This window comes from Streptomyces sp. NBC_01237 (assembly GCF_035917275.1).
GTDB lineage: Bacteria > Actinomycetota > Actinomycetes > Streptomycetales > Streptomycetaceae > Streptomyces.
This window is the reverse complement of the sequence record NZ_CP108508.1, coordinates 7,846,504-7,859,910: the sequence shown is the minus strand read 5'-3', so window position 1 is coordinate 7,859,910 and position 13,407 is coordinate 7,846,504. Positions and strand designations below refer to the sequence as shown.

The window sequence follows — 13,407 nt, the reverse complement described above, 5'->3', positions numbered from 1 at the left end:
ATCCTCCATGCCCGCTGTGGGCCAGGCGGCCGTCAACGGCCAGGTCGTGCGCAACGTACTCGACCGGTACTTCCAGCAGATCCGGGCAGCCGCGCGCAAGACTGCTGCCGCACGTACCGCCCCACCGCCGCTGATACCTCTGGAGATGGACGCGAAACCAGCCGCGTTCACCAGGTTCACCGAGGTCACGGATGTCGGCCTGACCCAGGTCCGGCCGCAGCTGTACCTGCTCGATCTGATGCGCAATCCGGGTGCGCGGACGACGAAGACGGTCGCGTCGCTGCTGATGATCGCCCGCGCGGCGGCGCACATCCGCCGCACCGGCGAGCGGGTGCTCCTGGTCACGCCGACGTCCGGCAACAAGGGGACGGCGCTGCGCGACGCGGTGGCCCGCGCCTACGAGACCGGCCTGGCCACGCCGGACGAGCTGCGGATCGTCATGCTCGCCCCCGAGGCGTCACGGTCCAAGCTGCGTGACTGCCCGCTGACCGCCGAGCCGTCGCTGCGGATCGCGAATCCCGTGGTGGTCGCCGATGTCGATCGGCCGGGCGATGTGAAGCTGCTCAGCAGTGAGGTCGTCGAGCGGTCCGCCGCGGAGATCTTCGACACCACCGGCTTCCGGATCTGGTACACACTGGACCTCGACAACTACCGCATCGCGGACGCGGTACGTGCCTTCGTGGAGGCCGAACTGCTGCCCGTGACCGAGCAGTCGGCGCCACGGCTCCACGCCCACGCCGTCTCCAGCGCCTTCGGTCTGCTCGGCTACCACCTCGGGCACCAGCTGCTCGGCGATGGCGCGACCGGCCTGCCGTCGCCCGCCCGGCACCCCGGGTTCTTCCTGGTCCAGCAGCTCGCCACGGCTGACATGGTGACCAGCCTGCTCGGCATGAAGGTTCCCGAGTACACCCACGACGAGGAGTCCGGGCTCTGGCGGCAGTCCACGGCGGCAGAGTTTCCCGCGGTCACGGACCACCCGCAGGAGGTGATCGACGCCACCTTCTACACCAAGGAGCCGCCGACCCGGACACAGGTCAACGAGATAGTCGCCCGGCACGGGGGCGGCGGTGTCGTGGTGTCCCGCCGGGAGTGCCTCGACAAGTTCGAGGAGGTGCGCTCGCTCGCCGTCGACGCCGGCATCACGATCGCCGCCGACCCGTCCCTGATCCGTGAGTGGTCGCTGGTCAAGGCGATCACCGGGGTGCTCGTGGCCCGTGAACGCGGCCTGATCGCGGCGGACACCGACGTGGTGGTGCACGCCTCCGGCTACTACAGCGACGAACTGCTCGCCCCGCTGCGGGACGAACACCTCACGCGGGTGTCCGCCGCGGACGACCTGGCCAAGGTCGTGCTCGCGGCCGCGCACGCCTAGGGGCTGCTCCACCAGGAATAGCGGGACCTCCCTTGGCCCAGGTCCGACCGCCCCACCGACCCGAGAGGGGACAGCCATGTTCCGTACGATGCTCAAATCCAAGATCCACCGCGCCACGGTCACCCAGTGCGATCTGAACTACGTCGGCTCACTCACCGTCGACGCCGATCTGATGGACGCCGCCGATCTGCTCCCCGGCGAGCTGGTCCACCTGGTGGACATCAACAACGGCAACCGGCTAGAGACCTATGTGATCGAGGGGCCGCGCGGCAGTGGCGTCATCGGGGTCAACGGTGCGGCGGCCCGCCTCGTCCACAACGGTGACCTCGTCATCGTCATCGCCTACGCGACGGTGCCCGACGAGGACGCGGCCGAGCTCGTGCCCAGCGTGGTGTTCGTGGACGAGCACAACCGTGTCGTGGGCCGCGACGCCGCTCTCGCGTCCGCTCCCGACGGCTCCGGTCTGATCGCCGGGGACACGGTGGATGCGGGGTGATCCCACCGACCTGGCGGTACGTCTGGCACAACAGCGCCGACCCTCGCGTCGTACGGGCGCACACCCTGGCCGACGCCGTCCTCGCCGCGCGGCCCCGGGTCACGCTGTCCCGGTCGCACGGGCCGGGCCCGGTGCTGGCGTACGGCGGTCTGCCCCAGGGCCTGACGCACGTGCTGCCCTTCCTGGAGCAGCGGCGCGGTACGGCGTCGCATCACACCCGGCGGGGAACGACGTGGGCCGACCTGTTGCACGGTCGGGCCGCCCCCGGTGCCGACATCCTCGCGGTCGGGATGCTGCGCGACCGCGTCCCGGCCCGGCTGCCGCGGCACAGCCTGCTGCTGCCGTTCCGGGTCACTCTGGCCGTGCCGGTCGGGCCCGACCCGCAGGACGTGCTCGGCAGGCTCTCCCGCAAGGCGCGGCAGCAGCACGCGCGCGAACTGCGCTCCCACCACCGCACGCTCGAAGTGGCCGCCGGCGAGGACGATTTCGCGTTCTTCTACGACGGCATGCACCGGCCGACCATGGTGAACAGGCACGGTGATGCCGCCCGTTCGGAGGACCGGGACAGCGCGCTGCTGTGTCTCTTCCGACGCGGGGTGCTCTTCTTCCTGTGCGAGTCCGGCCGCCGAGTGGCGGGGATGCTGTGCCGGCTCGAAGGGCGGACGCTGGTCGTCCGCCTGGCCGGTGTGGCCCGGGGCGATGATCAGGCGTACGCATCCGGCACCTACTTGGCGATGTACGTGCTGATCCTGCAGTGGGCGGCCGAGCACGGCCTCACCCGTGTGGACCTGTCGGGGTGCGAGCCGTTCCTGAGCAAGGGGATCTTCCAGTTCAAACGGAAGATGCACCCGGAAGTGGCCCTGCCCGGCAACCACTTCAGCGGCAAGAGGCTGATGCTGCGGGTCCGCCGGGACAGCCCGTCGGTCCGCGACTTCCTGGCCGCCAACCCCGTCCTCGCGTTCGGGCAGCAGCAGGGCTTCGAGGCGGTCTACTTCCACGACGAGGACCGTCCGCCCCGGCTCGACCTGCGCTGGAATTGTCCCGGGGTGCGGGGGCAGCGCCTCGTCCATTTCGACGACTTCCTCGCCGGCCTCCCGGACACCGCGCGGCAGCCGCCCGCCGTCCACCCGAACCTTCCCTGACGATTGCACCAGGAGCGCATGATGTGCGGCATTGCCGGCTGGATCGACTTCTCCCGGGACCTCACCCTGGAACGGCAGACCGTGGAGGCGATGACAGCTTCCCTGCACCGGCGGGGCCCGGACTCGGACGGAGTGTGGCTCGCCCCGCACGTCGCCCTCGGGCACCGGCGTCTTGCCATCGTCGACCTGGAGGGCGGCAAGCAGCCCATGGTGGTGCACCCGCGCTCGACCGGGGCGCCGGTGGTGCTGACGTACAGCGGCGAGGTGTACAACTTCCGTGAGCTGCGGGCCCAGTTGACGGCACGCGGGCACCGGTTCGAGACTGTGTCCGACACCGAGGTGCTGCTGCATGCCTATCTGGAGTGGGGTGCGGCCTTCGTCGACCACCTGACGGGGATGTTCGCCTTTGCGATCTGGGACGCCGGCCGCGAGGAACTGCTCCTGGTGCGCGACCGGCTCGGCGTGAAGCCCTTGTACTACCACGTCTACGACGGGGGTCTGCTCTTCGGCTCCGAACCCAAGGCGATCCTGGCCAACCCGCTGTTCACGGCCCGCACCAGCGAGGACAAGCTTCCCATTCTGTTCAACCCCCGCCTGTCCATGCCCTGGGAGACGCCCTTCACGGATCTGCGTCAGGTGCAGCCGGGCCACCTGGTGCGCTTCGACCGGGCGGGCGGGCACGAGTCTCCCTACTGGCGGCTGGTGAGCCGGGAGCACCACGACGACACCGCGACCACCGCGGCCCGGGTCCGCGAAATCCTGGAGGACGTCGTCGTTCACCAGCTGGTAGCGGACGTGCCACTGTGCACGCTGCTGTCGGGCGGCCTGGACTCGTCGGCGATCACCGCGCTGGCCGCCGCACACCAGCCGCCGGGACTGCGCTCCTTCTCCGTCGACTTCCAGGGCGCCGACGACGACTTCCGCGCCACCGCCCTGCGCCCCGAACGCGACACCCCCTTCGCCCTGGCGGCCGCCGCACACCTGGGTGTCGAGCACACCTCGCTCATGCTCGACCCGGAAGCGCTCCCCGGGGTCGTACCGGAGACGCTGCTCGCCCGGGACACGCCCAGCCTCGGCCAGTTCGACTCCTCCATGTACCTGCTCTTCCGGGCGATCCGGGAGCGGTCCACGGTCGCCCTGTCCGGGGAGGCGGCCGACGAGGTGTTCGGCGGGTACCCCTGGTTCTTCGATCAGGACACCGTCTGGGGTGACACCTTCCCCTGGCTCGGCAACAGCCCCCGGCTCACCGACTGCCTGGCACCCGACGTCCGGGCCCGGATCCGCCCGGACGACGACGAACGCGACCGCTATGCCACGCTCCGCGCCCGTGTCCCGCGTCTGCCGGGCGAGTCAGGTCTTCAGGCCCGGATGCGCGAGGTGCTGTATCTGAGCCTCCAGGGGCCGCTGGTCTATCTCCTGGACCGCAAGGACCGGATGAGCATGGCCGTGGGCCTGGAGGTGCGGGTGCCGTTCTGCGATCACACGCTCCTTGAGTACGTGTGGAACGTGCCCTGGAAGATGAAGTTCGCCGACGGCCGGGAGAAGAGCCTGCTGCGCGCCGCTGTCGCCGACCTGCTCCCGGCCGAGGTGCTCGAACGCCGCAAGAGCGCCTACCCCGCCACCTTCTCGCCGGCCCACGCCAAGACGGTCCGTGCCGCGCTGGACGCCGTGCTGGACGACGGCGACTCACCGCTCGCCGGGCTGCTCGACGTGCCCAGGGTGCGGGAACTGGCCGCCGGGCAGGGCCGGATGATGACCATGGCCGACAACCTGCATCTGCTGCTGCCCCTGATCGAGGTGGATCGCTGGATGCGCGGTTACAACGTCTCGTTGACCGCATGAGGACCCGACTTGCCCGGGCCTCCCACGGATCGAGAGCGAGGAGACGACGATGAGCGGTGGCAGCACCGAACTCGGCGGGCTGGCCGAGGAGTTCTGGGCATGGCGTACGGCCACCCAGCCCGACTCCCACGACGATGTCACCCGGATCGAACGACCGGCAGGCCTGCTGGCCGACTGGTCACCCGACGCGATCGCGGAACGGCGCCGGGCCCTGGCCGGGTTCACGCAGCGCCACGGCGACCTGAAGGTTGGCGGGGAACCGGTCGCCACCCGGGTCGACGCGACCCTGCTGGGTTCCGCGCTCGCCCGGGTGCACTGGGAGCTGGACCTGCTGCGCGACTGGCGCCGCAATCCCTGCTTCTACCTCGACCAGGCCCTGGTGCCCCTCTACAACCTGCTTCTTCAGCCACCTCCGTGGCCCGGCACGCGCGGCCGGGAGATCGTGGCGCTCCTCGGCCATGTGCCGGACGTTCTGGAGCAGGCGAGGCGCAACCTCACCGGGCACGCGGCGGGCCCGTTCGCCCGGTACGCGCTGCGCCTGCTCGACACCGCCGACAAGGCGCTGGGTACGGCCATGACGGCACTCGGTCCGTTCCTGCCGACCGCGCGGACGGAAGAGCTCGCCGCCGCAACGGGCGGGGCACAGCGCGCACTCGTCGGCTTCCGGGAATGGCTGCGGGAGCACCTGCCCGGTTTCGGGGCGCCGATCAGCGTCGGCCCGGAGGCCTTCCGCTACTTCCTGCACCATGTGGCCCTGCTGCCGTACTCGATGCGGCAGTTGCTGGACATGGGCCGCCAGGAGTACGCCCGCACCGCCGCGGCCGAGGTCATGCTGCGTCGCCGGCACCGGGACCTGCCCGAGCCGCCCCCCTTCGCCGACACGGCGCGACAGGTCGAACGGCAGCGCACAGACGAGCAGGACGTCAGGGCCCTGCTGCGCCGCGAAGGCATCATCGACCTGCCTGACGACCTGCGCCACTACCGCAATACCCCCATGCCCGCCTACTTGGAACCGCTCACGTGGCTCGGCGTTCCGCACTACATCGCCTCGGCGCGCCGCCCCGGCGATGACGCCTTGCGGTATCTGCGTCCGCCCCGGGCGGACCTGCCCTACTTCCAGCGGGTCGAGGCCTACGATCCGCGCGTGGGCATCGTCCACGAGGGCGTGCACGCCTGGCAGGCGGCGCTCTCCTGGCGCCACCCCGATCCACTGCGGCGCCACTACTACGACTCGGCGGCCAACGAGGGCATCGCCTTTCACGCCGAGGAACTCGCTCTGCAGGCGGGGCTGTTCGACGGCACTCCGACGAGCGCCCTGTTTCTGGTGAACGCGATGCGCCTGCGGGCTCTGCGGGTGGAGGTCGACATCGCCCTGGCCGTCGGCGAACTCACCCTGGAGCAGGCCGCCGCAAGGCTCGCCGAGCAGGTTCCCCTGGATCCCGGCACGGCCTGGGAGGAGGCGGCCTTCTTCGCCGGGCATCCGGGGCAGGGGCTGAGCTACCTCACCGGGAAGATCCAGATCCATGGCCTTCTCGCCGACGCGGCGCGGCGCCGGGGCGAGGGCTTCCGGCTCGATGCCTTCCTGGGCCGACTGTGGCGCGACGGCAACGTTCCCTTCGCCCTCCAGCGCTGGGAACTGCTCGACGACCGAAGCCACTTGGACGCGGCTCAACGACGGGGAGGTGACCGAGGTGCGTCTGCTGTCGGCCTGGCGGAAGCTGCTGAGGGGTGACGAGGACGGCGCAGGACCGGACAACGGGAGCAGGTCGCACTGGCACGCCGGAATCCTCGCGGGCCTGGCCGGCGGTTCGGTGGCGATCCACGCGCTCGCGTCGAAGCGTCTCAAACGCGCCGAGGCACCCGATTCGAATTACTCCAACGAGAGGCGCAGGACATGAACACCAACCGCATTCGGTACCTCCACACCCTCGGCCCGCACGGCACCAACCTGGAATCCGCGGCTCATGAATGGCTGCACAGACGCGGTATCGACGGCAACGTCGAGCTCCACGCATCGTTGGAAACCGCCCTCGAAGCGGTGCCCGACGACGGGGAACACGCCCTGGTGGCCTGTGCGGTCTATCCGGCACTGCACACGCTGACCTTCGGGAACCTGCACCGACTGCACATGGTCGACAGCTTCGTCATGCCGACCCACAACATGGTGCTGGCCAGTGCGGGAGCGGAGGCTCCTCGTACCGTCGCCACCCATCCGGCCCCGGTGGGGCTGGTCCCTGATGGTGCCGAAGCCCGGCTGGTGCTGAGCAATGCGCAGGCGGCCATCGACTGCGCGGCCGGCCTCACCGACGGGTGCGTCACGACCGTCGTCGCGGCGGAGCGGAACGGGCTGCGGGTCCTGCAGGACTTCGGCCCGGTGCCCATGGTCTTCACCATCCACCAGGTGTGCGGACTGGACACGGCGCAGGACCGCCTGGAGAGCGCCGGAGTTCCGCGGTGACGAACGTGGCGAGCGGTTCCGCTCTCGACGACCGCGACGGCGTCATCTGGCTCGACGGCCTGTTCGTCCCCTGGCGGGACGCCCGACTGCACGTCCTCACGCACGGCCTCCACTACGGCGGCAGCGTCTTCGAGGGTGAACGCGTCTACGACGGCCATGTCTTCAAGCTGGCCGAGCACACCCGACGGCTCCACAAATCGGCTCGGGAGCTGGGCTATCGACTGCCCTTCACCGAGGCGGAGTTGATGGATGCGACGCTTGAGGTCGTCCGTCGGCAGGGAATCGACGACGGGTATATCCGACCGGTGGCATGGCGTGGCAGCGAGCACATCGGCGTGGCCGGCGGGGACGCATCCGTTCATGTCGCCATCGCCACCTGGGAGTGGCCCCCTGTCTTCTCGGCCGAGGCCAAGGAGCGGGGCATCCGGTTGGGCACCTCGCGCTGGCGCCGGCCCTCACCGGACACGGCACCGGTTCGGGCCAAGGCGGCTTCCCTGTACAACATCTGCACCCTCGCACGCGATGAGGCCCATCGGCTCGGCTACGACGACGCACTGCTGCTCGACTACCGCGGCCAGGTCACGGAGGCCACCGGGGCCAACCTCTTTCTCGTGGCCGGGGAGACTCTGCACACGCCCGTGCCGGACTGCTTCCTCGCCGGCATCACACGCGCGACGGTGCTCGACCTGGCGGGCGACCTCGGGATCCCGGTGGTGGAACGGCACGTCCGACCCGAGGAACTCGGCGGGTTCGACGAGTGCTTCCTCACCGGCACGGCATACGAGATCCAGCCCGTGCGGTCGATCGATCAGCATGAGTACCGGACGGGCAAGACGACCAATGCCGTGGTGGAGGCCTACGGCCGCCTGGTACACCAGGTCATGGCGTAACCTCTACGATCCCCCTAAGTAGGTACTTGAATGCCAACATCCTCTCGCCTCGGACTCCTGCGGGATCCGGACTTCGGCCGCCTGTTCGCGGCCACCGCGCTCGGCCAGCTGGGTGATCGCATCATCTTTCTGGCCCTTCCGCTGGTGGCCATCATGGCGCTGGACGCCGATGAGTTCCAGGTCGGGCTGCTGACCACAATGACCACCGCGGGTTCCCTCCTGGTCGGGCTGCCGGCGGGGGCGTGGGTGGACCGTATGCGGAAGCGGTCGGTGTTGATCAGCACCGATATAGCAAGGTCTCTGGCGCTCGTGACGATCCCGGTGGCCTGGTCGACGGACCTGCTGACGATCTGGTGGCTCTACGCCGTCGCCTTGTTCCACGGGATTCTGACCGTCTTCTTCGACGTCGCCTACATCAGCTACCTCCCACATCTGGTGGGACGAAGCCATCTCGTCGAGGGGAACTCGAAACTCTCGGCGATCCGCTCCGTATCCAGCATCAGTGGGCCCTCGATCGCGGGGCCGATGGTGGGGTGGGTCGGAGCCCCCGCGACAGTCCTGGCGAGCTCGATCGGGATGGCCATGTCGGGTCTGCTCGCGATGAGCATCCGGGCCCGCGAGCAGAAGCCGGAGCCCAGCGAGCGCCCGCAATTGGGCCGGGAGATCAAGGAAGGGCTCAGGTTCGTCCTCAAGTATCCCGCGCTGCGCGCGATCGTTCTGGGGGACGGAATTTTCAATCTCTTCCTGGTCATGTATCAAGCCATGCTGCTCGTCTTCCTGAAGAGGGAGATCGGCCTCGACTCCTTCGAGATCGGACTCGTCCTGTCGGGCATGGGGTGCGGTGCCCTGCTGGGTGCGCTACTGGCCACCAGGATCTCCCGGCGGGTCGGGCACGGCCCGGTCATCTGGATCGCGCCCCTGGTCACGTGTCCGCTGACGGCGTTGATGCCGATGGCTCAGCCGGGCTGGAGCGTGTACGTGGCCGCCGTCGGGCTCGCCTCGCTCTCGATGGGCGGTGTGGTCCGTGTGGTGGCTCAGTCGAGCTTCCAGCAGGCCCTCACGCCGGATCATCTCCTGGGCCGCATGAGCGCGACGGCCCGGTTCGTGTCCTGGGGTGGCATTCCGCTCGGCGGCTTTCTGGGCGGGGTCTCGGGCTCAGCTTTCGGAGCGAAGACCACGCTGTGGATCGGTGTCGTGGGGATGACGCTGAGCATCATTCCGAACTTCCTGTCCCCGCTGCGCACCATGCGCGAACTGCCCGAGCAAATCAACACCCCTCCCCTGCCCGAGCCCGACCGCCGGAGGTAGGCATGCGTGTCGGAGTGCGCATTCTCCCGTCAGAGCACTGGAAAGCCGCTAGGCATGCCTGGCGCCTCGCCGAAGAGATGGGCTTCGAGCATGCGTGGACGTACGACCATGTGGCCTGGCGCGAGCGCATGGGGTCCACCTGGTATGCGGCGATGCCCACGCTCGCGGCCGCTGCGGGAATCACCGAGAGAATCCAATTGGGAACCTTGGTGTCCTCGCCCAACTTCCGCCACCCCGTGCCTTTCGCGAAAGAGATTGTGACGCTGGACGATCTGTCGGACGGGCGTTTCATCCTGGGTCTTGGAGCCGGCTCGGGTGGCGTAGACGCAGAGGTCACGGGGAACGCTCCGTGGTCGGCGGCCGAGCGGTCCGCGAGGTTCCAGGAGTTCGTCGAGCTGACGGACAAGCTGCTCCGTACGTCGACCACCGACTACGCGGGTCGGTATTACCGGGCCAAGGAAGCCTGCATCGATCCGGATGGCCTGACGCGCGCGCGAGTGCCGGTCGCCGTCGCCGCCACCGGCCCGCGAGGCATGCGGACGGCCGCCCGGCATGCCGACATCTGGGTGACCAACGGGCACTCCCCCAAGCCCGGCGTAATCGCACCGAGAGCTTCTCCCGGCCTGGTGCGAGAGCAGATCAGCCGGCTCTCGCGCATCTGCACGGGCGAGAATCGGGATCCGAGCACTCTTCGCAAGCTCGTGCACCTCGGCCAGGACCGATCGATCCTCGAATCGGTAGACACATTCATCGAAGTGGCAACGCAATACCGGGACGCCGGCGTCACCGACCTGGTGGTTCCATTCCCCGACGGGACGGCCAGAGACCATGGAGATATGAAAGTGCTGGAACATATAGCGACCGTTGTGCTTCCCTGAGGGCTGTCCCACAATTCCTGGTGGAACAACGTGCGGCGTCAGATGCGGTGCATCGCAAGCCGAAGGGACGTCCACATACTGGATTTATGTGGACGTTTCGACAACGCGGCGAGGTGCCGGAGCCGTCGTCGCACATCCGCCAGGAATTGCGGGACAGCCCTTAGCCGATCCGTCCGGATCGAACACCCACGGCTACGGGCTGTGGCGACATGCGAGAGACCTGTCAGGTAGGCTGGCCGCTCGAAAAGAGCGGCTGGAGGCTATGCGCATGTTAGGTACGTGGATTATGTTTTCCGCCTTCCCCCTGTTTCTTCTGGTGGGAGTATGGTTCGTGCGCTGGATCAACCGGAGGCGTCGCGAATCCTCAGGATTCGCCGGAAACTTCGAAGTCCTCGAAGTGTTCCATCCGTCTCAGCGGCATGTCAGCGAAGAGGTCCAACGGCAGCGGCTGACCAAGCAGGACGACGGTGACGCCGCCCCGCCGCTGGACCTTGATTCGGGGCGGGCATCATTCGTGGTACGTCGCCCCGCCGACAGCGACAAACAGAACTAGTACACGGGTGCCGACAGCCCGGGTGTGAGCCCGGGCGGGCAGGTCGAGGTGACCGAACCGGTCAATGAGCGGCGTCACCCATGGCCACGGCCAGGCTCTTCGGCCGCATGTCCGTCCAGTGCTGCTCCACGAACTCCAGGCATGCGGCCCGCTTGTCCGCATGTTTCGCGACGGCCCAGCCGACCGGAACGTCGTTGGCGGCGGGCCACAGGGAGTACTGCCCCTCATCGTTCAGCAGCACCAGGTAGTGCGTGTCGTCGTTCTCAAAAGGGTTCGTCATCAACATCTCCACAGCATCTGATTCTGAATCTGATTCCGTTGTGCCAGGCTCAGGCTATGGCCGCTCAGCGCGGCGGTAAATCCTTCAGCCGTGGCACGGAAGATTCCTCTCGTACCGTCGGAGGACCTGTAATCCCCCCTCCCCCTCCGACAGGAGGAGATGAGGGCCACCCGTGGAGCGTTCTCCGCCTGCCATCTCTGGCCGGATTCGTTCGGTATCCCGACGGCGAGAATTAGCCCCCGGGTTCCCCTCCGACTGGAGGAGATGATCACGAAACGCGTCGATGGGACGATTCACCTCTCCACTTCGGAGTACGTACGATCCCGACTTGTGAAAGCCATTCCCGGATTGAGATCTACCGGGACTTGACAGGGGATCAGCGTGATACGGGGGAATGACAGCATGCACACGCCTGAGGGGCTGCTCTGCCGAATCGTGGCCGATTTGGTGGGGCGGGCCCGAGTTGATGTCGACGACAGGTTCTTCGACCTCGGCGGAGACAGCATCACGGCCATGCAGTTGGTCAGCCGGGCACGGGAAGCCGGGCTGGTCATCACCCGGCGTGATGTGTTCCGCTGCCAGAGTGTGGCCGAACTGGCCAGCGTAGCACGGGAGGTGGCGCCGTCCGCAGGCGCCGACGCCAGGCAGGGTGACGGCGGTGCGGGGCAGGCCGGGGACGGTGTGGGCAGTGCGTCCCCAACCCCGGCGATGCGCGCTTTCGACATCGACGGTATGGGTGTCGACTCGCTCCAGCAGGCGGTCGTGGTGCGGGTCCCGGCAGGTGCCTCGCTTCCCCAACTCACCACTGTGATAGAGGCGTTGCTGGACCAGCATGACGTACTGCGTGCCCGCGTGTCCGGGCCTGTCGGAGACAGGCACCTGGAGATTCCCGAGCCCGGCTCGGTCGATGCCGCCGCGTGCATCGAGCGCGTCGCCCTGGCGTCGGACGTCGACGCCGATGGTCTGGCCTCCGTGGTGTCGGAAGGTATGCGCCGGGCCCAGGACCTGCTGGATCCGGCCGCCGGGGTGATGTTCCGCGCGGTTTGGTTCGACGCCGGCCCCGGGGCACCCGGACGGCTGCTGCTCGTCGCCCACCAGCTCGTCATCGACGGTGCCTCCTGGCACATCCTCCTGCCCGACCTGCCCGCGGCCTGGGAAGCGGTCACCCAGGGACGCCCGGTCGACCTGGCCCCGACGGGCACCTCATTCCGCGCTTGGTCGCAGCTCCTGGACGAAGAGGCTCAGAACCCTGCCCGCGTCAAGGACCTCCCCTACTGGGCCAGGGTTCTGAAGGGCTCCGAACCGCTGCTGCACAGCCGGGAGTTGTGCGCCACCCGTGACACGCTGGGCACGGCCGGGACGGCAACATGGACCCTGCCCGCCTCGGAGACAGTCCCTCTGCTGACGAGCCTGCCCTCGATGTACTCCTGCGGCGTCGACGACATCCTGCTCACCGGACTCGCGCTCGCCTTCGCCCGGTGGCGACGGGCCCAGGGGCGGGAAGAACACCAGTCGCTCCTGGTGGACTTGGAGGTACACGGCCGCCAGGAGATCACCGCGGGTGTGGATGTCTCCCGGACGGTGGGCTGGTTCACCCGCGTCCACCCGGTCCGGCTGGACGCGGGCACCGACACCTCGGTCGGCACGGCCCTCAAGAAGGTCAAGGAGCAACTGCGATCCGTGCCGGACTCCGGCATCGGCTACGGCATGCTGCGCCACCTCAACCGACACACCGCGCAGCGGCTGGAGAAGCTCCCGCAGCCCCAGATCGCGTTCCACTACCTGGGCCGGTCCTCCGCGCCCCAGGACGCCGACTGGGCCATGACCGTGGAGAACGCCGCGATCGAAGGCGCCGGTGACGAGCGGATGCCCCTGCGCCACGCCCTGCGCCTCACGGCTGCCGCTCAGGACCACGTGGACGGGCCGCAGTTGACGTTCACCTGCACCTGGGCCGGGGAACTGCTGGACGAGCAGGACGTCCGCAACCTGGGCGACGCCTGGGTCACCGCCCTGACCGCCCTGGCCGAGCACGCGCAGGACCCGCACGCCGGCGGGCGGACCCCTTCGGACCTCTCGCTGGTCTCCCTCGACCAGTCGGAGATCGATGACATCGCCCAGCAGCTGAGTCTCTGAGCGCGACCTGACGTCTCCGCTCCGCTGTTCCACGAGCGTCCCTGGCTATCGCACG

General features: G+C 68.6%; 13 protein-coding genes. 12 read left to right on the top strand and 1 reads right to left on the bottom strand.

The features are described from left to right. Window positions 1–7 precede the first annotated feature (7 nt). From OG251_RS34665 to OG251_RS34615, 11 genes are all read left to right on the top strand, one after another. Complete coding sequence (locus OG251_RS34665) at window positions 8–1,372, top strand: DUF6002 family protein (protein WP_326680809.1); 1,365 nt, start codon at window positions 8–10, stop codon at window positions 1,370–1,372. A 76-nt stretch (window positions 1,373–1,448) separates the two neighbouring features. After that, window positions 1,449–1,868 (top strand): aspartate 1-decarboxylase, encoded by a 420-nt coding sequence (gene panD / locus OG251_RS34660; protein WP_326680808.1) that lies wholly within the window; start codon window positions 1,449–1,451, stop codon window positions 1,866–1,868. Then, on the top strand, window positions 1,865–3,010 hold the full coding sequence (locus tag OG251_RS34655) for a GNAT family N-acetyltransferase (protein WP_326680807.1): 1,146 nt from the start codon (window positions 1,865–1,867) through the stop codon (window positions 3,008–3,010). The genes panD and OG251_RS34655 overlap by 4 nt, the downstream gene beginning before the upstream one ends. Window positions 3,011–3,028: 18 nt before the next feature. Further along, window positions 3,029–4,852, top strand: a complete 1,824-nt coding sequence (asnB, locus tag OG251_RS34650; RefSeq protein WP_326680806.1) for an asparagine synthase (glutamine-hydrolyzing) — start codon at window positions 3,029–3,031, stop codon at window positions 4,850–4,852. A gap of 49 nt (window positions 4,853–4,901) precedes the next feature. Further along, window positions 4,902–6,584, top strand: coding sequence for a DUF885 family protein (locus OG251_RS34645; protein ID WP_326680805.1), 1,683 nt, complete (start codon window positions 4,902–4,904; stop codon window positions 6,582–6,584). Continuing rightward, on the top strand, window positions 6,544–6,750 hold the full coding sequence (locus OG251_RS34640; RefSeq protein WP_326680804.1) for a hypothetical protein: 207 nt from the start codon (window positions 6,544–6,546) through the stop codon (window positions 6,748–6,750). Before OG251_RS34645 ends, OG251_RS34640 begins: the two co-directional genes overlap by 41 nt. Beyond that, window positions 6,747–7,310 carry a bacilysin biosynthesis protein BacA gene (locus OG251_RS34635; RefSeq protein WP_326680803.1) on the top strand — a complete coding sequence of 188 codons (564 nt, stop codon included), beginning with the start codon at window positions 6,747–6,749 and terminating at the stop codon, window positions 7,308–7,310. The genes OG251_RS34640 and OG251_RS34635 overlap by 4 nt, the downstream gene beginning before the upstream one ends. Further along, window positions 7,307–8,200: a branched-chain amino acid aminotransferase gene (locus OG251_RS34630; protein ID WP_326680802.1), complete on the top strand. Its 894-nt coding sequence runs from the start codon at window positions 7,307–7,309 to the stop codon at window positions 8,198–8,200. The genes OG251_RS34635 and OG251_RS34630 overlap by 4 nt, the downstream gene beginning before the upstream one ends. 30 nt (window positions 8,201–8,230) lie before the next feature. Then, entirely contained in the window at window positions 8,231–9,508 is a 1,278-nt protein-coding gene (locus OG251_RS34625) for an MFS transporter (RefSeq protein ID WP_326680801.1), read from the top strand. Between the two features lie 2 nt (window positions 9,509–9,510). Further along, on the top strand, window positions 9,511–10,386 hold the full coding sequence (locus tag OG251_RS34620) for an LLM class flavin-dependent oxidoreductase (RefSeq protein ID WP_326680800.1): 876 nt from the start codon (window positions 9,511–9,513) through the stop codon (window positions 10,384–10,386). A 331-nt stretch (window positions 10,387–10,717) separates the two neighbouring features. Beyond that, window positions 10,718–10,939: a DUF6191 domain-containing protein gene (locus OG251_RS34615; RefSeq protein ID WP_326680799.1), complete on the top strand. Its 222-nt coding sequence runs from the start codon at window positions 10,718–10,720 to the stop codon at window positions 10,937–10,939. Window positions 10,940–11,000: 61 nt separating this feature from the next. Here the strand turns inward: OG251_RS34615 and OG251_RS34610 are convergent, their stop codons facing one another. Further along, complete coding sequence (locus OG251_RS34610; RefSeq protein WP_326680798.1) at window positions 11,001–11,219, bottom strand: MbtH family protein; 219 nt, start codon at window positions 11,217–11,219, stop codon at window positions 11,001–11,003. A gap of 402 nt (window positions 11,220–11,621) precedes the next feature. Between OG251_RS34610 and OG251_RS34605 the strand changes: the two genes are divergently transcribed. Beyond that, window positions 11,622–13,352, top strand: coding sequence for a condensation domain-containing protein (locus OG251_RS34605; protein WP_326680797.1), 1,731 nt, complete (start codon window positions 11,622–11,624; stop codon window positions 13,350–13,352). Window positions 13,353–13,407 lie beyond the last annotated feature (55 nt).